General features: G+C 63.6%; 20 protein-coding genes and 3 tRNA genes. 21 read left to right on the top strand and 2 right to left on the bottom strand.

Going from position 1 to position 20,020, the window contains the following annotated elements; genetic code table 11:
- The 9 genes from truA (at nucleotide 1) to AC3IYG_RS15130 (ending at nucleotide 8,993) form a co-directional block, all read left to right on the top strand.
- Entirely contained in the window at nucleotides 1–831 is an 831-nt protein-coding gene (gene truA / locus AC3IYG_RS15170) for a tRNA pseudouridine(38-40) synthase TruA (RefSeq protein WP_489313923.1), read from the top strand.
- A 47-nt stretch (nucleotides 832–878) separates the two neighbouring features.
- On the top strand, nucleotides 879–1,499 hold the full coding sequence (locus AC3IYG_RS15165) for a phosphoribosylanthranilate isomerase (protein WP_489309733.1): 621 nt from the start codon (nucleotides 879–881) through the stop codon (nucleotides 1,497–1,499).
- A gap of 393 nt (nucleotides 1,500–1,892) precedes the next feature.
- Complete coding sequence (accD, locus tag AC3IYG_RS15160; protein ID WP_489309732.1) at nucleotides 1,893–2,765, top strand: acetyl-CoA carboxylase, carboxyltransferase subunit beta; 873 nt, start codon at nucleotides 1,893–1,895, stop codon at nucleotides 2,763–2,765.
- Nucleotides 2,762–4,069, top strand: coding sequence for a bifunctional tetrahydrofolate synthase/dihydrofolate synthase (folC, locus tag AC3IYG_RS15155; RefSeq protein ID WP_489309730.1), 1,308 nt, complete (start codon nucleotides 2,762–2,764; stop codon nucleotides 4,067–4,069). Before accD ends, folC begins: the two co-directional genes overlap by 4 nt.
- Nucleotides 4,053–4,679, top strand: a complete 627-nt coding sequence (locus AC3IYG_RS15150) for an SPOR domain-containing protein (RefSeq protein ID WP_489309728.1) — start codon at nucleotides 4,053–4,055, stop codon at nucleotides 4,677–4,679. Before folC ends, AC3IYG_RS15150 begins: the two co-directional genes overlap by 17 nt.
- A gap of 211 nt (nucleotides 4,680–4,890) precedes the next feature.
- Nucleotides 4,891–5,445, top strand: coding sequence for a CvpA family protein (locus tag AC3IYG_RS15145; protein ID WP_489309726.1), 555 nt, complete (start codon nucleotides 4,891–4,893; stop codon nucleotides 5,443–5,445).
- A 45-nt stretch (nucleotides 5,446–5,490) separates the two neighbouring features.
- A complete protein-coding gene (gene purF / locus AC3IYG_RS15140; RefSeq protein ID WP_489309724.1) occupies nucleotides 5,491–6,996 on the top strand; it encodes an amidophosphoribosyltransferase in 1,506 nt (501 codons plus the stop codon).
- 12 nt (nucleotides 6,997–7,008) lie between these two features.
- Nucleotides 7,009–8,220, top strand: a complete 1,212-nt coding sequence (locus AC3IYG_RS15135) for an O-succinylhomoserine sulfhydrylase (protein ID WP_489309722.1) — start codon at nucleotides 7,009–7,011, stop codon at nucleotides 8,218–8,220.
- An 11-nt stretch (nucleotides 8,221–8,231) separates the two neighbouring features.
- On the top strand, nucleotides 8,232–8,993 hold the full coding sequence (locus AC3IYG_RS15130) for an SDR family oxidoreductase (protein WP_489309721.1): 762 nt from the start codon (nucleotides 8,232–8,234) through the stop codon (nucleotides 8,991–8,993).
- Between the two features lie 89 nt (nucleotides 8,994–9,082).
- On the opposite strand, the gene gspD is transcribed toward AC3IYG_RS15130, so the two are convergent.
- A complete protein-coding gene (gene gspD, locus AC3IYG_RS15125; RefSeq protein WP_489309719.1) occupies nucleotides 9,083–11,053 on the bottom strand; it encodes a type II secretion system secretin GspD in 1,971 nt (656 codons plus the stop codon).
- Nucleotides 11,054–11,057: 4 nt separating this feature from the next.
- Nucleotides 11,058–11,705: a type II secretion system protein N gene (locus tag AC3IYG_RS15120; protein WP_489309717.1), complete on the bottom strand. Its 648-nt coding sequence runs from the start codon at nucleotides 11,703–11,705 to the stop codon at nucleotides 11,058–11,060.
- A 245-nt stretch (nucleotides 11,706–11,950) separates the two neighbouring features.
- On the opposite strand from AC3IYG_RS15120, the gene gspE reads away from it, so the two are divergent.
- The 12 genes from gspE to AC3IYG_RS15060 all read left to right on the top strand — a co-directional run bounded on the left by gspE (nucleotide 11,951) and on the right by AC3IYG_RS15060 (nucleotide 19,862).
- Nucleotides 11,951–13,438, top strand: a complete 1,488-nt coding sequence (gspE, locus tag AC3IYG_RS15115; protein ID WP_489309715.1) for a type II secretion system ATPase GspE — start codon at nucleotides 11,951–11,953, stop codon at nucleotides 13,436–13,438.
- Nucleotides 13,438–14,655 (top strand): GspF family T2SS innner membrane protein variant XcpS, encoded by a 1,218-nt coding sequence (gene xcpS / locus AC3IYG_RS15110; protein WP_489309713.1) that lies wholly within the window; start codon nucleotides 13,438–13,440, stop codon nucleotides 14,653–14,655. Before gspE ends, xcpS begins: the two co-directional genes overlap by 1 nt.
- Nucleotides 14,656–14,659: 4 nt before the next feature.
- Nucleotides 14,660–15,091 (top strand): type II secretion system major pseudopilin GspG, encoded by a 432-nt coding sequence (gene gspG / locus AC3IYG_RS15105; RefSeq protein WP_489332109.1) that lies wholly within the window; start codon nucleotides 14,660–14,662, stop codon nucleotides 15,089–15,091.
- Between the two features lie 6 nt (nucleotides 15,092–15,097).
- The gene (gene gspH / locus AC3IYG_RS15100; protein WP_489309711.1) at nucleotides 15,098–15,631 is read left to right on the top strand and encodes a type II secretion system minor pseudopilin GspH; all 534 of its coding nucleotides are present in this window, start codon (nucleotides 15,098–15,100) and stop codon (nucleotides 15,629–15,631) included.
- A complete protein-coding gene (gene gspI / locus AC3IYG_RS15095; protein WP_489309709.1) occupies nucleotides 15,628–16,017 on the top strand; it encodes a type II secretion system minor pseudopilin GspI in 390 nt (129 codons plus the stop codon). Before gspH ends, gspI begins: the two co-directional genes overlap by 4 nt.
- Nucleotides 16,014–16,691: a type II secretion system minor pseudopilin GspJ gene (gene gspJ / locus AC3IYG_RS15090; RefSeq protein ID WP_489309707.1), complete on the top strand. Its 678-nt coding sequence runs from the start codon at nucleotides 16,014–16,016 to the stop codon at nucleotides 16,689–16,691. Before gspI ends, gspJ begins: the two co-directional genes overlap by 4 nt.
- Nucleotides 16,688–17,677: a type II secretion system minor pseudopilin GspK gene (gene gspK / locus AC3IYG_RS15085; RefSeq protein ID WP_489309705.1), complete on the top strand. Its 990-nt coding sequence runs from the start codon at nucleotides 16,688–16,690 to the stop codon at nucleotides 17,675–17,677. The genes gspJ and gspK overlap by 4 nt, the downstream gene beginning before the upstream one ends.
- Nucleotides 17,674–18,819, top strand: coding sequence for a type II secretion system protein GspL (gspL, locus tag AC3IYG_RS15080; protein WP_489309704.1), 1,146 nt, complete (start codon nucleotides 17,674–17,676; stop codon nucleotides 18,817–18,819). Before gspK ends, gspL begins: the two co-directional genes overlap by 4 nt.
- On the top strand, nucleotides 18,816–19,340 hold the full coding sequence (locus AC3IYG_RS15075) for a type II secretion system protein M (RefSeq protein ID WP_489309702.1): 525 nt from the start codon (nucleotides 18,816–18,818) through the stop codon (nucleotides 19,338–19,340). The genes gspL and AC3IYG_RS15075 overlap by 4 nt, the downstream gene beginning before the upstream one ends.
- Before the next feature lie 149 nt (nucleotides 19,341–19,489).
- Nucleotides 19,490–19,565, top strand: a tRNA-Val gene (locus AC3IYG_RS15070).
- A gap of 37 nt (nucleotides 19,566–19,602) precedes the next feature.
- Nucleotides 19,603–19,679 (top strand) — tRNA-Asp (locus tag AC3IYG_RS15065).
- Between the two features lie 106 nt (nucleotides 19,680–19,785).
- A tRNA-Asp gene (locus tag AC3IYG_RS15060) sits at nucleotides 19,786–19,862 on the top strand.
- Nucleotides 19,863–20,020: the final 158 nt, after the last annotated feature.

The following is a 20,020-nucleotide window of genomic DNA, read 5'->3' as shown; positions in this document are numbered from 1 at the left end:
ATGGCAGCCGTTGGCTTTTCCAGGATTGCCCTTGGTGTCGAGTACAAAGGCTCGCGCTACCGTGGCTGGCAGCGCCAGGCCTCGGGTGTGCCGACGGTCCAGGAAGTGCTTGAGACGGCCCTCTCCAGAGTGGCGGACGCCCCGGTTTCGTTGATGTGTGCCGGGCGTACCGATGCCGGCGTGCATGCCTGCGGCCAAGTGGTGCACTTCGATACGCAGGCCGAGCGCTCGCTCAAGGCCTGGGTGATGGGCGCCAATATCAACCTGCCGCCGGATATCAGCGTAACCTGGGCGAAAGTCATGCCTGCGCACTTTCATGCGCGCTTCAAGGCCGTGGCCCGGCGTTATCGCTATGTGATCTACAACGACCAGATCCGCCCGGCGCATCTGGCCGAAGAGATCACCTGGAATCACCGCCCGTTGGATGTCGAGCGCATGCGTGAAGCGGCGCAGGCGTTGGTGGGTATCCATGATTTCAGTGCGTTTCGGGCTGGGCAGTGCCAGGCGAAGTCGCCAATCAAGAAAATGCACCACCTGCGCGTGACCCAGCACGGCAAGATGATCGTGTTGGATGTGCGGGCTAACGCATTTCTTCACCACATGGTGCGCAATATCGCCGGAGTGCTGATGACCATCGGCGCTGGTGAACGGCCGGTGGAGTGGGCGAAAGAGGTGCTGGAGGCGCGGATACGGCGCTCCGGTGGCGTTACCGCGCATCCTTTCGGGCTGTATCTGGTGCAGGTCGAGTACCCGGCGGAGTTCGTCTTGCCAGAGCGTTACATTGGGCCGCATTTCCTTTCGGGCTTGCCGGAACTTGCGGCTGACGCTTAAAAAGGCATTTGCTACCATCCATAGCCTTTCCATCAAGGTGCAGTATTTTGTCAGCCGTTCGCAGCAAAATTTGTGGCATTACTCGAGTCGAGGATGCGCTGGTCGCCGCCGAAGCCGGTGCGGATGCGATTGGCCTGGTGTTTTACGACAAAAGCCCACGGGCGATCAGTATCCAGCAGGCGCGGGCGATTATCGCGGCCTTGCCACCGTTCGTGACCACGGTCGGGCTCTTCGTCAACGCCAGTCGCTCGGAGCTGAGCCGGATTCTCGATGCCGTGCCGCTGGACCTGTTGCAGTTCCATGGCGATGAAACCGCGGCCGACTGTGCCGGCTACCATCGCCCTTACATCAAGGCGCTGCGGGTCAGGGCGGGCGATGATATCGCCGCGCAAGTGGCTCACTATGCCGAGGCTTCCGGTATTCTGCTGGACACCTATGTCGCCGGCGTACCGGGCGGTACGGGTGAGATTTTCGATTGGTCGCTGGTGCCGCAGGGGCTGTCCAAACCGATCATCCTGGCTGGCGGTCTGTGTGTTGAGAATGTCCGGACGGCGATCCAGCAGGTGCGTCCCTATGCGGTGGACGTCAGCGGTGGCGTCGAGGCGAGCAAGGGCATCAAGGATGCGGAAAAGATTCGGGCCTTCATTCGCGAGGTCGGTGCCGCCTGACTTCGCGGGCTGCGCCAGCCAGGCGTGATGCGCTATGTGACGGGCGAGGACTCTGGGCCGTCCATTAGCCTGCCGCTGCTGGAGTTGCAGGTCAGTCTCGGTGCTGGGCTGAACTTCGCAAGGTGTGCGTGGTTGAAGGCTGTGACGAAGCGCAAAAGGGTAAGGCGGGCTCGACTACGCTGAGTGTCGGGCCGGTAGCTGAGGGTCGGACGTTTCGCTTGGAACAGTCGCCCGGGTAGTTGATGGCCTGGTGGTAGGTTCTGCGTTGTTCGGGCGATCTGCCGGATGTGCGGAGTCGGCCCCGGCCAGGGCTGCAATCGTGAATTTGCTCGAGGACATGCGTGCGGCGATCGTCCGCCAGTGTCCGGGCCAACAGCTTTGGAGAATGAGTGCATGAGTAACTGGCTGGTAGATAAGCTGATCCCCTCGATCATGCGTTCCGAGGTTAAGAAAAGTTCGGTGCCCGAGGGGCTCTGGCACAAGTGCCCGTCTTGCGAGGCGGTGCTCTATCGCCCCGAGCTGGAAAAGACCCTGGATGTTTGCCCCAAGTGCAACCATCACATGCGCATCGATGCGCGTGCCCGACTGGATATCTTCCTGGATATCGATGGGCGCGAAGAGATCGGCGCTGAGCTGGAACCGGTTGATCGCCTGAAGTTCCGTGACGGCAAGAAGTACAAGGATCGCCTGACCGCCGCGCAGAAGCAGACGGGCGAGAAGGATGCGTTGATCGCCATGCGTGGCACCCTCGAGAAAATGCCCGTGGTGGCCTGTGCTTTCGAGTTCGCCTTCATGGGTGGTTCGATGGGGGCCATCGTCGGCGAGCGCTTTGTGCGCGCTGCCAATGTGGCGCTGGAGCAGCGTTGCCCGCTGGTCTGCTTCGCGGCTTCCGGTGGTGCGCGGATGCAGGAAGCACTGATTTCGCTGATGCAGATGGCCAAGACCTCGGCGGTACTGGCGCGTCTGCGCGAAGAGGGCGTGCCGTTCATTTCCGTGCTGACCGATCCGGTCTATGGCGGTGTATCGGCCAGCCTGGCCATGCTCGGTGACGTGATCGTCGCCGAACCCAAGGCACTGATCGGCTTTGCCGGGCCGCGCGTGATCGAGCAGACCGTGCGCGAGAAGCTGCCGGAAGGCTTTCAGCGCAGTGAATTCCTGCTGGCGCATGGTGCGATCGACATGATCATCCACCGCGAAGAGTTGCGTCCGCGCCTGGCTCGTCTGTTGGCGCAGATGATGCGTCTACCGTCACCTGTCTCGGCATGACTGAACGTACCCTGGCCGACTGGCTCGCTTATCTGGAGCGGCTGCACCCCACGGCAATCGACATGGGGCTGGAGCGTTCGCGCGAAGTGGCGCGCCGGCTTGGCCTGGGCAAGCCGGCGGCCAAGGTGATCACGGTCACCGGTACCAACGGCAAGGGCTCCACCTGCGCTTTTCTGGCCGCGCTGCTGCAAGAGCAGGGCCTGCAGGTCGGCGTCTACAGTTCGCCCCATCTGCTGCGTTACAACGAGCGGGTGCAGATTGCCGGCGTCGATGCCACGGATGCCGACTTGTGCGCGGCCTTTACTGCCGTAGAGGGCGCGCGCGGCGAGATATCCCTGACCTATTTCGAAATGGGCACCTTGGCCGCCTTCTGGCTGTTCGAGCGCAGCGCTCTGGATGCGGTGGTGCTGGAGGTCGGCCTGGGTGGCCGGCTCGATGCGGTCAATCTGATCGACGCCGATCTTGCGCTGGTCACCAGCATCGGCCTGGACCATGCCGATTGGCTGGGCGATAGCCGGGAGTCGGTGGCTGCCGAGAAGGCCGGTATTTTCCGCGCCGGGGTGCCGGCCTTGTGTGGCGATCTCGATCCGCCGCTGCCGTTGCTGGCGCAAGTGGCGGCGCTGGCGTGCCCGTTCTTCTTGCGTGGCCGTGATTACGACCTGGCCGTTGCCGAGCAGGCCTGGCATTGGCGCGGCCTGACGCTGGCGGGCGCTGTGCTTGAACTGCATGATCTGCCGTTGCTCGATCTGCCTATGGAAAACGCCGCCTTGGCGCTGCAAGCTTATGCCTTGCTTGGCCTGCCCTGGCAAGCTGAACGGCTGGCCGCGGCAGTGTCGCGTACCCGGCTCACCGGGCGCCTGGATCGGCGAACGCTGAATTGGCAGGGTAAGGCACTCACGCTGCTGCTGGATGTTGGGCATAATCCCCATGCCGCTGAGTACCTGGCGCAGCGACTGGCCAGTCGCCCGGTGGCGGGTAAGCGTCTGGCGGTCTTTGGTCTGCTGGCCGATAAGGACTTGTCGGGTGTTTTGGCGCCGCTGCTGGAGACGGTCCAGGAATGGGCGGTCGCGCCGTTACCGATCGCACGTACGCGCCCAGCCGCCGAGCTGGAAGCCGCCTTGCTCAACCAGGGTGCCACGGTTACGGCTTACGCCGATGTGGCTGCGGCCCTGGAAGCACAGTTGGCGCGGGCTGCGACGGATGATGAAATTCTGTTGTTCGGATCTTTTTATTGCGTGGCCGAGGCCCTGGACTGGCTGGCCCGCCATGCCAAGGGGGAAGTAGGGAATGGCTTTGCTGGATAAAGGACTGAAGCAACGGATAGTCGGTGCCCTGGTGCTGGTCGCATTGGCGGTGATCTTTCTGCCGATGCTGCTGTCGCGCGAGGATGAGTTGCGCCGCGTGGTGGTCGATGCGCCGGCCATGCCGCAAGCGCCGGAGATGCCGAGCGTGGTGGTCGAACAGGTGGCGGTGCCTGAGCCGCAGTTGCTGCCGGAAGAGCCGGTGCCGGTCGATTCCGCTGTGAGCGCTGCCCAGCCGGCGCCGCCAGTACCTGTGCCAGCGCCAGCGGTTGCCGCGCCGAGCCCGCCGCCGGTCCAGGCCGGCGCCCCGGTGGCTCCTGCTCCATCTCCATCTCCTGCGCCGGCAGCGGCGAGTCGTCTGGACGCCAACAGTCTGCCCGTCAGTTGGTCGATCCAGTTGGCCAGCCTGTCCAATCGCGCCAGTGCCGAAAGCCTGCAGAAATCGCTGCGTAGCCAGGGTTACAACGCCTATATCCGCAGCGTCGACGGCATGAATCGGGTTTTTGTCGGGCCGCTGATCGAGCGCGCCGAAGCCGATCGTTTGCGCGATCAGTTGACCCGCCAGCAGAAGCTCAAGGGTTTTATCGTGCGCTTCCAGCCGGAAAGCAGCTGAGAGCAGCTGAGAGCAGGCTATGTAAGCCGCGTGGGGGCGTCAGCAGTGGGCGTGCCCGCGCTGCCGGTTCAGCTCGAAGCGTGAGCCGGCCGTGTCGGCAGATGTTTTAGCTCAACGGCAGCGAATAAGTCCGAGCCGATTGCATCCTCGACTTACCCCTGGGGAAGGGCTCTGTTAAAATGCAGCGCCTTTTCCGTACGTAGGCTGCACTGTGCCATTCACCTGGGTCGATTGGGCGATTATCGCCGTCATCGCCATTTCCAGTTTAATCAGCTTGAAACGTGGCTTCGTCAAGGAAGCACTGTCGCTGGTAACCTGGATCATTGCTGGGGTCGTCGCCTGGATGTTCGGTGGCGCGCTCGCGCAGCACCTCGTCGACTATATCGATACCCCCTCGGCTCGCGTGATCGCCGGCTGCGCCATTCTTTTTGTCGCCACCTTGCTGGTCGGCGCCCTGCTCAATTTTCTCATTGGCGAACTGGTGCGGGTCACCGGGCTGTCCGGCACCGACCGCGTGCTCGGCATGGTTTTCGGCGCGGCGCGTGGCGCTCTGCTGGTGGTGTTGCTGGTCGGTTTGGTCAGTCTGGGGCCGATCCAGCAGGATTCCTGGTGGCAGCAGTCGAGTCTGGTGCCGCATTTCCTGATGGTCGCCGATTGGTCGAAAAATCTTATTTTGGGGCTCGCCAGTCAGTGGCTTGCCAGCGGCATCAGCGCACCCGCTGAGCTGCCGTTTAAAGAAGTCCTCTCGCAGCCTAAACTGCCGTAAGAGCCTTCGGAATTAGCCTGATTCACTCAGTAGGGGTTGCGTCGCATGTGTGGCATCGTCGGTATCGTCGGTAAGTCGAACGTCAATCAGGCGCTGTATGACGCGCTAACCGTCCTCCAGCACCGCGGCCAGGACGCTGCCGGTATCGTGACCAGCCATGATGGCCGGTTATTTCTGCGCAAGGACAACGGTCTGGTGCGCGATGTGTTTCATCAACGGCATATGCAGCGCCTGGTCGGGCACATGGGCATCGGTCATGTGCGTTATCCAACCGCTGGCAGCTCGACCTCGGCCGAAGCGCAGCCGTTCTATGTCAACTCGCCGTACGGCATCACCCTGGCGCACAACGGCAACCTGACCAACGTCGAGCAGTTGGCCAAGGAGATTTACGAGTCCGACCTGCGCCACGTCAACACCAACTCCGATTCGGAAGTGCTGCTCAACGTGTTCGCCCATGAATTGGCGGTGCGCGGCAAGCTGCAACCGACCGAGGATGACGTGTTCGCCGCGGTCAGCGATGTGCACAAGCGCTGCCGGGGAGGTTACGCGGTGGTGGCGATGATCACCGGTTACGGCATCGTCGGTTTCCGCGACCCCAATGCGATCCGCCCGATCGTCTTCGGCCAGCGCCACACCGATGAAGGCGTGGAGTACATGATCGCCTCGGAAAGCGTCTCGCTGGACGTGCTCGGCTTCACCCTGATCCGCGATCTGGCGCCGGGCGAAGCGGTGTACATCACCGAAGACGGCAAACTCTACACCCGTCAGTGCGCGACCAATCCGAGCCACACGCCGTGCATCTTCGAGCACGTCTACCTGGCGCGGCCGGATTCGATCATGGACGGCATCTCGGTGTACAAGGCACGCCTGCGCATGGGTGAGAAGCTCGCTGACAAGATCCTCCGCGAGCGCCCCGACCACGACATCGACGTGGTCATCCCGATTCCGGATACCAGCCGTACGTCGGCGCTGGAGCTGGCCAACCACTTGGGCGTGAAATTCCGCGAAGGCTTCGTCAAGAACCGCTACATCGGCCGCACCTTCATCATGCCGGGGCAGGCCGCGCGGAAAAAATCCGTACGCCAGAAGCTCAATGCCATCGAGCTGGAGTTCCGCGGCAAGAACGTGATGCTGGTCGATGACTCGATCGTGCGCGGCACCACCTGCAAGCAGATCATCCAGATGGCCCGCGAAGCCGGGGCGAAGAACGTCTACTTCTGCTCGGCCGCGCCGGCCGTGCGCTACCCGAACGTGTACGGCATCGACATGCCGAGCGCCCACGAACTGATCGCCCACAACCGCACGACCCAGGAAGTGGCCGACCTGATCGGTGCCGACTGGCTGATCTATCAGGATCTCAGTGACCTGATCGAGGCCGTGGGCGGTGGTAAGGTCAAGATCGCAGCCTTCGACTGCGCGGTGTTCGACGGCAAATACGTCACCGGCGACGTCGACGAGCATTACCTGAACAAGATCGAGCAGGCGCGTAACGATGCGTCCAAGGTCAAGACCCAGGCGGTCAGCGCCATCATCGATCTGTACAACAACTAAGGAGTAGGCGGCATGACACAGGATTGGGATGCCGGCCGGCTGGACAGCGACCTCGAAGGCGCAGGTTTCGATACCCTGGCGGTGCGTGCCGGCCAGCACCGCACGCCGGAAGGCGAGCACGGCGAGCCGTTGTTCTTCACCTCAAGCTATGTGTTCCGCACCGCTGCAGATGCGGCGGCGCGCTTTGCCGGCGAGGTGCCGGGCAATGTCTACTCGCGTTACACCAACCCGACGGTGCGTACGTTCGAGGAGCGTATCGCCGCGCTGGAAGGTGCCGAGCAGGCTGTCGCGACGGCGTCGGGCATGTCGGCGATCCTGGCTACGGTGATGGCGCTGTGCAGCGCCGGTGATCATGTGCTGGTTTCGCGCAGCGTATTCGGCTCGACCATCAGCCTGTTCGAGAAGTACCTCAAGCGCTTCGCGGTAGAAGTCGACTACGTGCCGCTGGCGGATCTGGCGGCCTGGTCGGATGCCTGCAAGCCCAATACCAAGCTGTTGTTCGTCGAGTCGCCGTCCAATCCGCTGGCCGAGCTGGTGGATATCGCGGCCTTGGCCGACGTGGCGCACAGCCATGGCGCGCTGCTGGTGGTGGACAACTGCTTCTGCACGCCGGTGCTGCAGAAACCCTTGGCCCTGGGGGCCGATGTGGTCGTGCATTCGGCGACCAAGTTCATCGACGGCCAGGGGCGTTGCCTGGGCGGCGTAGTGGCCGGCCGTAACGAGCAGATGAAAGAAGTCGTGGGCTTTCTGCGCACCGCCGGGCCGACGCTCAGTCCGTTCAATGCCTGGGTGTTCCTCAAGGGCCTGGAAACCCTGCGCCTGCGGATGCAGGCCCATTGCGCCGGTGCGCAGGCGCTGGCCGAGTGGCTGGAGCAGCAACCGGGTATCGAGAAAGTGCACTATGCCGGTTTGCCCAGCCATCCGCAGCATGAGTTGGCCAAGCGCCAGCAGAGCGGCTTCGGTGCGGTGGTCAGTTTCGAGGTGCAGGGTGGCAAGGACGGTGCCTGGCGCTTTATCGACGCCACCCGGCTGCTTTCCATCACCGCCAACCTGGGTGATACCAAGTCCACCATCACCCATCCGAGTACCACCTCGCACGGGCGGCTTTCGCCGCAAGAGCGGGCGGCGGCGGGGATTCGTGACAGCCTGATCCGCGTTGCCGTGGGCCTGGAGGATGTCGCTGACCTCAAGGCTGACCTGGCGCGCGGCCTCGCCACCTTGTGATCGAGTTGCACGTGCAGCGCCCGGCTGCGAATAACGGCAAGGTTGCGCTGGTCACCGGCGCGGCGCGCGGCATTGGCCTGGGTATCGCGGCCTGGTTGATTGCCGAAGGCTGGCAGGTGGTGTTGGCCGATGCCGACCGCGTGCGTGGTTCCAAGGTTGCCAAGGCCCTGGGCGATAACGCCTGGTTCGTGGCGATGGACGTTGCCCAGGAAAGTCAGGTGGTCGTCGGCGTGGCCGAAGTGCTCGGTCAGTTCGGTCGCCTGGATGCGCTGATCAATAATGCCGCCGTCACCGAGCCGCATAACCCACCACTGGAAAGCCTTGAGCTGAAGCAGTGGAACCGGGTGTTGGCGGTCAATCTCAGCGGCCCATTGCTGCTGGCCAAATATTGCGCGCCTTATCTGCGCGCCCACTACGGCTCGATCATCAACCTCACCTCGACCCGCGCCCGGCAGTCCGAGCCGGATTCGGAGTCTTACGCCGCCAGCAAAGGCGGCCTGCTGGCGCTGACGCATGCCTTGGCGGTCAGTCTGGGCCCGGATGTGCGGGTCAATGCGCTCAGCCCTGGGTGGATTGATAGCCGCGATCTTTGCGAGCGGCGCGCGGCCCCCTTGTCTGCCGAAGAGCATGCCCAGCATCCGGCTGGCCGGGTGGGTACGGTCGAGGACGTTGCCGCATTGGTTGCTTGGCTGTTGTCGGGCAACGCCGGGTTCGTTACTGGTCAGGAGTTCGTGGTCGACGGCGGGATGACGCGCAAGATGATCTATCGCTGAGCGCCCACAGATAAGAAAACGGCGGCGTAGCTGAAAGGCACGCCGCCGTTTTTCTATCGGCCTATTGTTGCCGCGCCGGCGCGCCGCGGTTATTGCCGCAGGTCGATCGCCGAGTCGCCCTGGCCGTCAAAAAGCTGCCCTGGCTTGGGTGGCAGGATGCTCGGTCGGGTGCTGCCGGCCTGGTCGCCGAGCACGCGGATGTCGCTGTATTTCTTCCCGGAAAGCGCTGCCAGGCCGGCCGCATCGCGAACCACACTGGGGCGCAGGAAGACCATCAGGTTACGTTTGGTGTGCGACTCCTTGGTGGAGCGGAACAGCCGGCCCAGCCAGGGAATGTCGCCGAGCAGCGGCACTTTGGAGTTGGTCATGGTCACGTCATCCTGGATCAGGCCGCCGAGCACGATGACCTGGCCGTCCTCGGCGAGGATGGTGCTTTTGATCGAGCGTTTATTGGTGATCAGATCGACCGCCTGGGCCGTGAGCGTGGCACTGGGGGCGATCGAGGAGATTTCTTGCTCGATTTCCAGGCGCAGGGAGGCGCCTTCGTTGATATGCGGGGTGACTTTGAGGGTGACGCCTATGTCCTGGCGTTCGATGGTGGTGAACGGGTTGCTGGCGCCATCGGTGTTGGTCGTGAAAGAGCCGGTCTGGAAGGGCACGTTCTGCCCCACCAGGATTTCCGCTTTCTGGTTGTCCAGGGTCAGCAGGCTGGGGGTGGACAGCAGGTTGCTCTTGCTATTGGCCGACAGCGCGGTGATCAGGGCGCCAAAGCTGTCGGTGCCGATGCCGATGATGGCGCCGTCCGGCAGGTTATCCAGGATGGCGTTGTCGACGTCGTTCCGGCTGTCCTGGATGGCTTGCAGCACGGAGCCGATCGACAGTCCGGTGCCGCCGAAGTTGACGCCGCCGAGGCCGCCCGTGCTGCCTCGGGCATCCACGGCCCACTGCACGCCGAGGGCGTCGGTGATATCGCCGGATACCTCGACTATGGCGGCTTCCACCAGCACCTGGGCGCGCGGTACATCGAGTTGGCGGACGATGTCTTCGAGCATCACCACCATGTCCGGTTCGGCCAGTAGTACCAGGGCATTCAAGCTCTCATCGGCCCGAATCATCAGGTTCTGCGGCCTGCCGACGGCCTGGCTGGCGGCTTCTCCGGCAGCGGCTGGGGCGATCAAGCCTTCGGAAATTTCCCCGAGGGTCTGCGCCAGTGCCTTGGCGTCGTTATAGCGCAGGCGAATCACGCGGGTGTTGGCGGAGCGCGTGGTCGGGCTGTCGAGGGACTGGGCCAGCGCTACCAACTTGGCGCGCGCGGCTGGCGGGCCGAGGATGATCAGGCGGTTGGTGCGGGCGTCGGCAATCACTTGTGCGCCGGAAGCGCCTTTGGCCTGACCGCGGGCGAGGCTGGCATTGAGGGCTTCGGCAGCGTCTATCACCCAGGCGTTCTGCAGGTTGAGCACGCTGTAGTCGTGATCGCTTTTCTGGTCGAGTTGCTTAATCAGGGTTTCGATGCGCGCGATATTGGCGCTGCGGTCGCTGATGATCAACGCATTGGCCGAGGTCACGGCGGCCAGGTGGCCGAATTGCGGCACGAGTGGGCGGATCAGCGGAATCAGTTCGGTCACCGAGCCGTGTTGCACCTGAATCAGTCGGGTTTCCAGGCGATCCGCCGCCGCGCGGCCGCCGTTGGCTTCGGCCTTGGCCTCGGCGTTGGGCACGATACGGGCCTGCTCGCCCTGGGTGATCAAGGTGAAGCCATGGGTGGCCATCACCGAGAGGAACAATTGGTAGATCTCACTCAATGTCAGGGGCGTTTTGGATACCACGCTGACCTGGCCCTTGACCCGCGGATCGACGATGAAGGTTTCACCCGTGATGTCGGCGATCTGCTCGATGAACTCATGGATTTCGGCGTCTTTCAGGTTGATGGTCCAGCGTTCCTGCTCCTGTTGGCTGGCGTTAGACGGTGCGGGGGTGATCGCAGCGCTCGAGGGCAGTGCAAGGGCGAACAGGCCGCTGGCGAGTAGGGCGAAAGTCAGGCGCGAGAAGATCGGGGGCATCGTGTCAGTCGCTTTCCGTTGGCTGTGCGGTGGAATTGGCTTCGGCGTCGGGCAGGGTGCCGGCTGCGTCCATTTGCTGACGTAGCGCGTCCATGCGTTCACGCAGTTGCGTGGCATTTTCGTCCTGTAGCGCAGACAGATCGTCCACCGGATCATCTGGCGTTGCCAGTTCGCTGGGGTCGCTACTGCTTGGGCTGTTCGTGTAAGTGGGAAAGGCCAGGCTTTCCAGGCGGCCATTGCGTTCGAGTTCCACGCGGTCGCGATAGACCGCATGCAGGCGTAAGCCTTTGTCCAGTTCGCTGCCGACGGCATAGCGTTGTGGTTTGCTGCCTTCGCGCTGGATGATCGCGCTGGAGCGCTGTGGGTCGGTGTGCACGAAGCTGCCATGCAGGCTCAGGCGCAGATTGGTGGCCGGCGGTTGCCCGCTGCTGGCAACGCTGCTGGGGCCGAACAGGGGTTCCAGGCGTTCCAGTGCCGGTGCGCTCAGCGGGGTGGAGGTGTCGCTGCTGCTGGCGGCTGCTGGCGCGCGCAACAGGCGCAGCCAGGCGGTGGTTTGCCAGGCTAGACTGAGGCTAATGATCAGGATCAGTGCGGCACCGAGCAGCGTCGGGGCATGCACGTGCAGCCAGCGCGGAGATCCAAGCAAGGACAAGGGCGTCACTCTGTTAAGTTGTTGTTATTGTAGGTATGGGTCGCGGCAAGATCATAACAGTTAGCATATCCGCCCCTGCATCCAATTTGCTGTGCGTCTTAGTTTGATGTGTTAAAGATAGACCCATGTGATTCCCCCTGCGGTGGGAACATTTATAACAACAAAAAAGGCGGAGTCGCGATGTATAACGGACAAACTTGCCTGTGATACTTGCTGAAGATTACCGTTTGAAGGTCTGATCGAATATGAACGCTCTCCCTGCCCAGGCGCCTCTGCGCCGTTTGCCATTCAGCTTCGCCAGGCGCCATGGTGTGGTGTTGTTGGTGGAAGCCGAGCAGACGTGCCTGGGGCATCGTCCGGCGGTCGAGCTGGTGGCCCTGGCCGAGGCCCAGCGCTTCGCCGGTCGGCGCTTGCCCCTGCGCGCGCTCTCGGCCGATGCGTTCGAGCTGGCGTTGGCCAATGCCTACCAGCATGACTCCGCTTCCATGCAACTGGCCGAAGATATCGGCGGCAGCATGGACTTGGCTGCCTTGGCCGAGCAGGTCCCGGAAACCGAGGACTTGCTCGAGCAGGAGGATGACGCACCGATCATTCGCCTGATCAACGCCATTCTCGGCGAGGCGATCAAGGAGAACGCCTCCGATATCCACCTGGAAACTTTCGAGAAGCGCCTGGTGGTGCGTTTCCGCGTCGACGGTATCCTGCGTGAAGTCCTCGAGCCCAAGCGTGAGCTGGCGGCGCTGTTGGTGTCGCGGATCAAGGTCATGGCGCGGCTGGATATCGCCGAAAAACGGGTGCCCCAGGATGGGCGGATTTCGCTGCGGGTGGGGGGGCGCGAAGTGGATATCCGGGTGTCCACCTTGCCCTCGGCCAATGGCGAGCGGGTGGTGTTGCGTTTGCTCGACAAGCAGGCCGGGCGCCTGACGCTGCAGCACCTGGGCATGTCCACGCGCGATCGTCGGTTGATGGAAGAAACCGTGCGTAAGCCTCACGGTATCCTGCTGGTCACCGGTCCCACCGGTTCGGGCAAGACCACCACGCTGTACGCCAGCCTGGTCAGCCTGAATGACCGTACGCGGAACATTCTCACGGTCGAAGACCCGATCGAATATCACCTGGAGGGCATCGGCCAAACTCAGGTCAACCCCAAGGTCGACATGACCTTCGCCCGTGGCCTGCGCGCGATATTGCGCCAGGACCCGGACGTGGTGATGGTCGGCGAGATTCGCGACCAGGAAACCGCGCAGATCGCCGTGCAGGCCTCGCTGACCGGGCACCTGGTGCTTTCCACCCTGCACACCAACAGCGCCATCGGCGCCATCACCCGGCTGGTCGATATGGGGGTCGAGCCGTTCCTGTTGTCCTCGTCCTTGCTCGGGGTGTTGGCCCAGCGCCTGGTGCGCGTGCTTTGCCCGCATTGCAAGGAGGCCAGCCCCGCTGATGCCGCGGAGTGTGCGCTGCTGGGGGCCGACAGCGCGCAGCCGCCCTTGATCCAGCATGCCCGTGGCTGCCCCGAGTGCAAGCAACTGGGCTATCGCGGACGTACCGGCATCTATGAGCTGGTGGTGTTCGATGATCACCTGCGCACCCTGGTGCACAGCGGTGCGGCCGAGCAGGAGATGATCCAGCATGCCCGCAGCTTTGGGCCGAGCATCCGTGAGGATGGCCGGCGCAAGGTGCTGGAGGGCATTACGACCCTCGAAGAAGTGCTGCGCGTGACGCGGGAAGACTGATGGCCGCTTTCGAATACCTCGCCCTCGACGCCAAAGGCCGCCAGCAGAAAGGCGTGCTGGAGGCTGACAGCGCGCGCCAGGTGCGGCAGATGCTGCGTGATCGACAGCTGGCGCCGCTGGATGTGAAGGCTACCCGCACCCGCGAGCAAGCCAGCAATGATGGGCATTTCAGCTTCGTGCGCGGGCTTTCCGCACGCGATCTGGCGCTCGTGACCCGGCAGTTGGCCACCCTGATTCAGGCCTCGTTACCGATCGAGGAAGCCCTGCGCGCTGCCGCTGCGCAGTCCACCGCGCCGCGTATCGAGGCGATGCTGCTCGCCGTGCGCGCCAGGGTGCTGGAAGGCCATGGCCTGGCCGCCAGCCTGAAAGAATTTCCTGCGGCATTTCCCGAGTTGTATCGCGCCACGGTGGCCGCCGGCGAGCACGCCGGGCATCTGGGGCCGGTGCTGGAACAACTGGCCGATTACACCGAGCAGCGCCAGCAGTCGCGGCAGAAGATCCAGCTGGCCTTGCTCTATCCGCTGATCCTGATGGTCACCTCGCTGATCATCGTCGCCTTTCTGCTGGGCTACGTGGTGCCGGATGTGGTGCGTGTGTTTGTCGACTCCGGGCAGACCTTGCCGGCCCTGACCCGCGGTTTGATCGCGCTCAGTGACCTGGTTAAAAGCTGGGGCTGGTTGCTGGTGGTGGTGGTGTTTGTTGGTGGCTTTGGCCTGCGCTGGGCGTTGCGCGACGAACAGGTCAAACAGCGTTGGCATGGCGTGTTGTTGCGAGTGCCTCTGGTTGGGCGGCTGGTGCGGGCGACCGACTGCGCGCGCTTCGCCTCGACCTTGGCGATACTCACCCAGAGTGGCGTGCCGCTGGTCGATGCCCTCGGCATTGGCGCCCAGGTGATCGCCAACCGGGTGATTCGCGCCGAGGTGCTGCTGGCCGCGCAGAAGGTCCGTGAGGGTGGCAGCCTGACCCGCGCACTGGAGGCCAGTGGGCAGTTTCCGCCGATGATGCTGCATATGATTGCCAGTGGTGAGCGTTCCGGCGAGCTGGACCAGATGCTCGCCCGTACCGCCCGCAATCAGGAGAATGATCTGGGTGCGCAGGTCGCCTTGCTGGTCGGTCTGTTCGAGCCATTCATGCTGGTGTTCATGGGGGTGGTGGTGCTGTTGATCGTGCTGGCCATCCTCCTGCCGATTTTGTCGTTGAACCAACTGGTGGGGTAAGCAAGTGAAGGACGTGCGCAAGCAACAGGGATTTACCCTGATCGAAATCATGGTGGTGGTGGTGATCCTCGGGATTCTCGCGGCCTTGATCGTGCCGCAGGTGATGAGCCGCCCGGATCAGGCCAAGGTCACGGTGGCCAAGGGTGATGTCAAAGCCATTTCCGCCGCGCTGGACATGTACAAGCTGGACAACCAGGCCTACCCCAATACCCAGCAAGGGCTCGAAGCCCTGGTGAAAAAGCCCAGCGGCAACCCACCGGCGAAGAATTGGAACCAGGACGGCTACCTCAAGCGCATGCCGATCGACCCGTGGGGCAACCCTTATCAATACCTGGCGCCAGGCAGCAAGGGGCCTTTCGATCTGTATTCCCTGGGCGCCGATGGCAAGGAAGGTGGCACCGATCACGATGCCGATATCGGCAACTGGGACCTGTAAGCCGCGATGAAGCGCACGCGCGGCTTCACCCTGATCGAGCTGCTCGTGGTGCTGGTGATCCTCGGCAGCCTGGTCGGCCTGGCCGTGCTCAGCACTGGGGTTGCCGGGCCCGCGCGGGAATTGAGCAACGAGGCGCAGCGCCTGAGTGGCCTGATAGGCGTGTTGGCGGATGAAGCGGTGCTGGATAACCGCGAATATGGCCTGCTGCTGAGCCCCGAGGCCTATCAAGTTCTGCGCTATGACGAAAGCAGCGGTAAGTGGTTGGCGCTGGATAAGGCGCCGCATCGTTTGCCGGGTTGGGCGGTGCTGAGTTTCGAGCTGGATGGCGAAGCCTTGAACCTGCCGGCGCCGGTCGCGGATAAGGATAAAAAAGCTGAAAACCAGCCCCCGCAGTTGCTGATTCTCTCCAGTGGCGAACTCAGCGCGTTTCGCCTGCAACTGGCCGAGCGGCGCAAGGATGGCCTGCGCCTGCAGATGTCCAGCGATGGCTTCCGGTTGCCCAAGGTCGAGGTTGAGGCCCGCAAGGGGCGGGCCGGATGAAACGCGCCGGCGGCTTTACCCTGCTCGAGGTGCTGGTCGCCCTGGCGATTTTCGCCATGGTCGCGGCCAGCGTGCTGACCGCCAGTTCGCGCAGCCTGCAGACGGCCGCGCGGCTGGAGGACAAGACCCTGGCCATGTGGATTGCCGATAACCGCTTGAGCGAGCTGCAACTGGCCGAAACGCCGCCGGCCGATGGTCGCGTGCAAGGGCGGTTGGACTTCGCCGGGCGCCGCTGGGAATGGCTCAGCCTGATCGAGTCCACCAGCGAGCCGACAATGCGCCGGGTCACGCTCTGGGTGGCGCCGGACGCCGAGCGCGGTGCCCGTGGCGAGCTCAAGGAGCGTGCGGTCGTGAGCCTGACCGGCTTCCTCGGCGTTGAACCATGAGGCGCTGTGCGGGCTTCACCTTGCTGGAGCTGCTGATCGCCATCGCCATCTTTGCCCTGCTGGGGCTGGGCACTTACCGCATGCTCGACAGCGTGTTGCGCACCGATACGGCGACGCGTATTCAGGAACAACAACTGCGCGAGCTGATCCGCGCCGTGGCCGCTTTCGAGCGCGACGTGCTGCAAGTGGTGGCGCGCCCGGTGCGCGATCCGTTCGGTGAGCCGCAAGCCGCTTTGCGCGGCGAGGATGGCCAGCTGTCGGCGCTGGAATTCACCCGCACGGGCTGGCGCAACCCTCTGGGGGCATCCCGTTCGCGCTTGCAGCGGGTGCGCTGGGAATTGAGTGGCGAGCAGTGGCAGCGGCGTTACTGGACGGTATTGGATCAGGCCCAGGATAGCCAGCCACAAGTGCAGCAGGCGCTGGATGGTGTCACTCGGTTCGCCGTGCGTTACCTCGACCGTGAGGGGCGTTGGTTGAGCAACTGGCCGCCAGCCGAGGGCAGCCAGGACGATCGGCTGCGACAGTTGCCCAGAGCCGTTGAGCTGGTGCTGGAGCATCGCCGTTATGGTGAGTTGCGCCGGGTTCTGCGTTTGCCGGATCTACCCAAGGATGCCACTCAGCAATCCCCCGAGGGTGGCGAGCCGCCCGCACCGGAAGCCGAGGGCGGCACATGAGGCGCGAACGGGGCGTGGCCTTGATCACGGTGCTGCTGGTGGTGGCCGTGGTGACGGTGGTCTGTGCCGGGCTGATCGCGCGCCAGCAGTTGGCCATTCGCAGCAGTGCCAACCTGTTGAATGTGCGCCAGGCCTGGCATTACGCCCTGGGTGGCGAAACCTTGGCGAAGGCGGTGTTGCTGCGCGATCTGCGCCAGGGCGATCCGCGTCAGCCGGTGGATCACTGGGGGGAGGCGTGGGCACGTCCGCTGCCGGCCTTTGCCCTGGATGAAGGTGGCGAATTGCGCGTGCGGATCGAGGACCCGAGTGGGCGCTTCAATCTCAACGGCCTGGTGCGCGGGGGCAAGGCCAATGAAGCGGCCGTGGCGCAGTTTCGCCGCCTGTTGCTGCGCCTGGAGATCGAGCAGCCCTATGCCGAGCGCCTGCAGGACTGGCTGGATGCCGATCAGGAGTCGAGCGGTGCCTATGGCGCGGAAGACAATCAGTATCTGTTGGCAAAGCCCGCCTATCGCGCGGCTAACCAGTTGCTCGGCGATGTTTCCGAGCTGCGGTTGCTGTTGGATATGAATGAGGCGGATTACCGGCGCTTGCTGCCCTATGTCAGCGCTTTGCCGGCGGATGCCACGTTGAACGTCAATACTGCCAGTGCCGTGGTGTTGTCGAGCCTCGCGGATGGCTTGACCCCAAGCGCGGCGCAGGGTCTGCTGGCGGCCCGTGGGAATGAGGGCTTTGCCAGCCTGGAAAGTTTCCTTGGTCAGCCGGCATTGGCGGGGTTGGGTATACAGGGGCAGGGCTTGGCCGTGGGCAGTCATTATTTTCAGGTGGTCAGCGAGGTGCGCGTGGTTGATCGTCGTCAAGTACTGGTGAGCAGCGTGCAACGTGCTGAAGATGGCCGCGTGCGGGTGCTGGCCCGTGATTTGGGGCAGGCGGGTTCACGGCAAGTTGCCAGCGGCGGGCCAATGTCTATCGAGGAGTCCGCTCAATGAGCCAGGTGTCTATCTTCCTTCCTCCGGCCGCCTGCGCGGGTGCCGATCCTGCGCTTGAGGTGTGCCTCGTGCAGGCGGGGGAGTGCTTGCAACTGGACTTCGCCGCGGCAGTGGCAGGGCTGGATGCGCCTTGGCGCCTGGTGCTGCCGGTGGAGGTGGTGACCAGTTGCGTCGTGCAATTACCGACGCAGAAGGCCCGCTGGATGCGTCAGGCCTTGCCGTTTGCGGTCGAGGAGTTGCTGGCCGAGGAGGTTGAGCAGCTGCATCTGGCCTTGGGCGAGCAATTGGCCGACGGACGCCACCGTGTGTTTGCCGTGCGCCGCAGTTGGCTGGCGGAGTGGTTGACGTTGTGCGGGGAGAGCCCGCCGGCGCGAATTCAGGTCGATGCCGATCTGCTGCCGGCGCAGGGTACGCAATTGCTCTGGCTGGATGAGCGCTGGCTGCTCGGTGGCGCCACGCCGACTCGCATGGCGCTGACCGGTGAGGATTGGCCGGCGCTGGCGCCGCTCTGTCCACTGCCGCACATGGCGTATGCACCAGCCGAGCAGGCGCTGCCGGCCGGGGTGGTCGAGTGTCGGCGTGAGGCGGATCTACATCTTTGGTTGGCCGGCCAGACTGCGGGCTGCAACCTGGCGCAAGGCGAATTCGCCTTGCGCGAATCGGGCCAGGCCTGGCTGCGTTGGCGCCCGCTACTGGGCCTGGTGGGCCTGTGGCTGCTGCTGCAGTGGGGCTTCAATCTGGCCCAGGGCTGGCATTTGCAGCGCCAGAGCGAGGCCTATGCCGCGTCCAATGCCGCGCTTTATCGCGAGCTGTTTCCGCAGGACAGCAAGCTGGTCAATCTGCGTAGGCAGTTCGACCAGCATCTGGCCGAAGGCGGTACAGGCGGGCAGAGTCGTTTGCTCGGGCTGCTCGCCCAGGCCACTGCCGCGCTGGTAGCCGAAGGCGCGCAGGTGCGCGTGCAACAACTGGACTTCAGTGACAGCCGCGGCGACTTGGCCTTGCAGGTGCAGGCGCCGGGGTTCGACGCGTTGGAGCGGCTGCGCGAGCGCCTGGCGGCGGCCGGGTTGGCGGTACAAATGGGCTCGGCCAGCCGTGAAGCGGCTGGGGTGAGTGCCCGCCTGGTCATTGGAGGTCGGGGATGAGCGATTCGAGCCTGATGAAAAAATCGTTCTCGGCGCAGCTGGAGCGTTCCGTGCTGGTGCAGCGCTGGCGTGCACTGGTTCCGCGCGAGCGCTTGGCGTTGAGCCTGCTGGCGTTTTTTCTGCTGGCGGTGCTGCTTTATCTGAGCGTCTGGCGCCCGGCCGAGCAACGGCTGATCGCCGCGCGCAGCGCGTTCGAGCAGCAGCGTGAGCTGAATGCCTATCTGCAGGCGCGAGCGCCCCTGGCCCGTGCGCTGTCGAGCAAACCCACGGTCAGCCTGGACCCCGCGAACCTGCAGGGGCTGGTCACCGCCAGCGCGGCCCAGCAGAGCTTGGCGGTGGAGCGCCTGGACAGCGAGGGCGATGGCGGCTTGCAGGTCAGCCTGCAGCCGGCGCCATTCGCTCAGTTACTGCGCTGGTTTGCCTGGCTCGAAGGGCAGGGCGTGCGCATCGATGAGGCGGCATTGGATCGTGCTGAAGAAGGGCGGGCCAGCGCACGCCTGACCTTGCGTGTAGCGCATTGAACGGGTGCTGCGAGCAGGGTCGGCGGTCGTGCGGGCAGCCTGGGACAAACCCGAAGGTTGTCGAGATAAATCCCCCTTTGAAGAAAAACTCTATGTAGGGTGTTGACTTAGGTGCGTCTCCCGCGTAGATTTCGCGCCTCGCAAGCAGCGGGTGATTAGCTCAGCTGGGAGAGCATCTGCCTTACAAGCAGAGGGTCGGCGGTTCGATCCCGTCATCACCCACCACTCTTGTGAGATTTTTCGGACGCAAGTCCACCGACGCGCAGCGGTAGTTCAGTCGGTTAGAATACCGGCCTGTCACGCCGGGGGTCGCGGGTTCGAGTCCCGTCCGCTGCGCCATATTTCCCAGGTTCGATTTAGGTCGGCCTGAGACGAGTGAAGCCCTAACGGGCGGAGCTGGTCAGAAGCTTAAAAGAGTTCCATTGGACGCAAGTCCAACCGACACGCAGCGGTAGTTCAGTCGGTTAGAATACCGGCCTGTCACGCCGGGGGTCGCGGGTTCGAGTCCCGTCCGCTGCGCCATATTAGAAAACCCCAGGTTGCAAAACCTGGGGTTTTTTATTGCCTGCGATTTTTGTTTCATCTGTTGTTCATCTGGGATCTTTAATCTGCTTCGTAGGTCTTTTTTAGACCGATATATTCAGATCGAGAGGTGGATGCAATGGACGATTATCAAGAAG

This window comes from Pseudomonas sp. KH_027 (assembly GCF_057838565.1).
The sequence above is the reverse complement of the archived record's forward strand: the minus strand, read 5'-3'. Positions and strand labels throughout refer to the sequence as shown.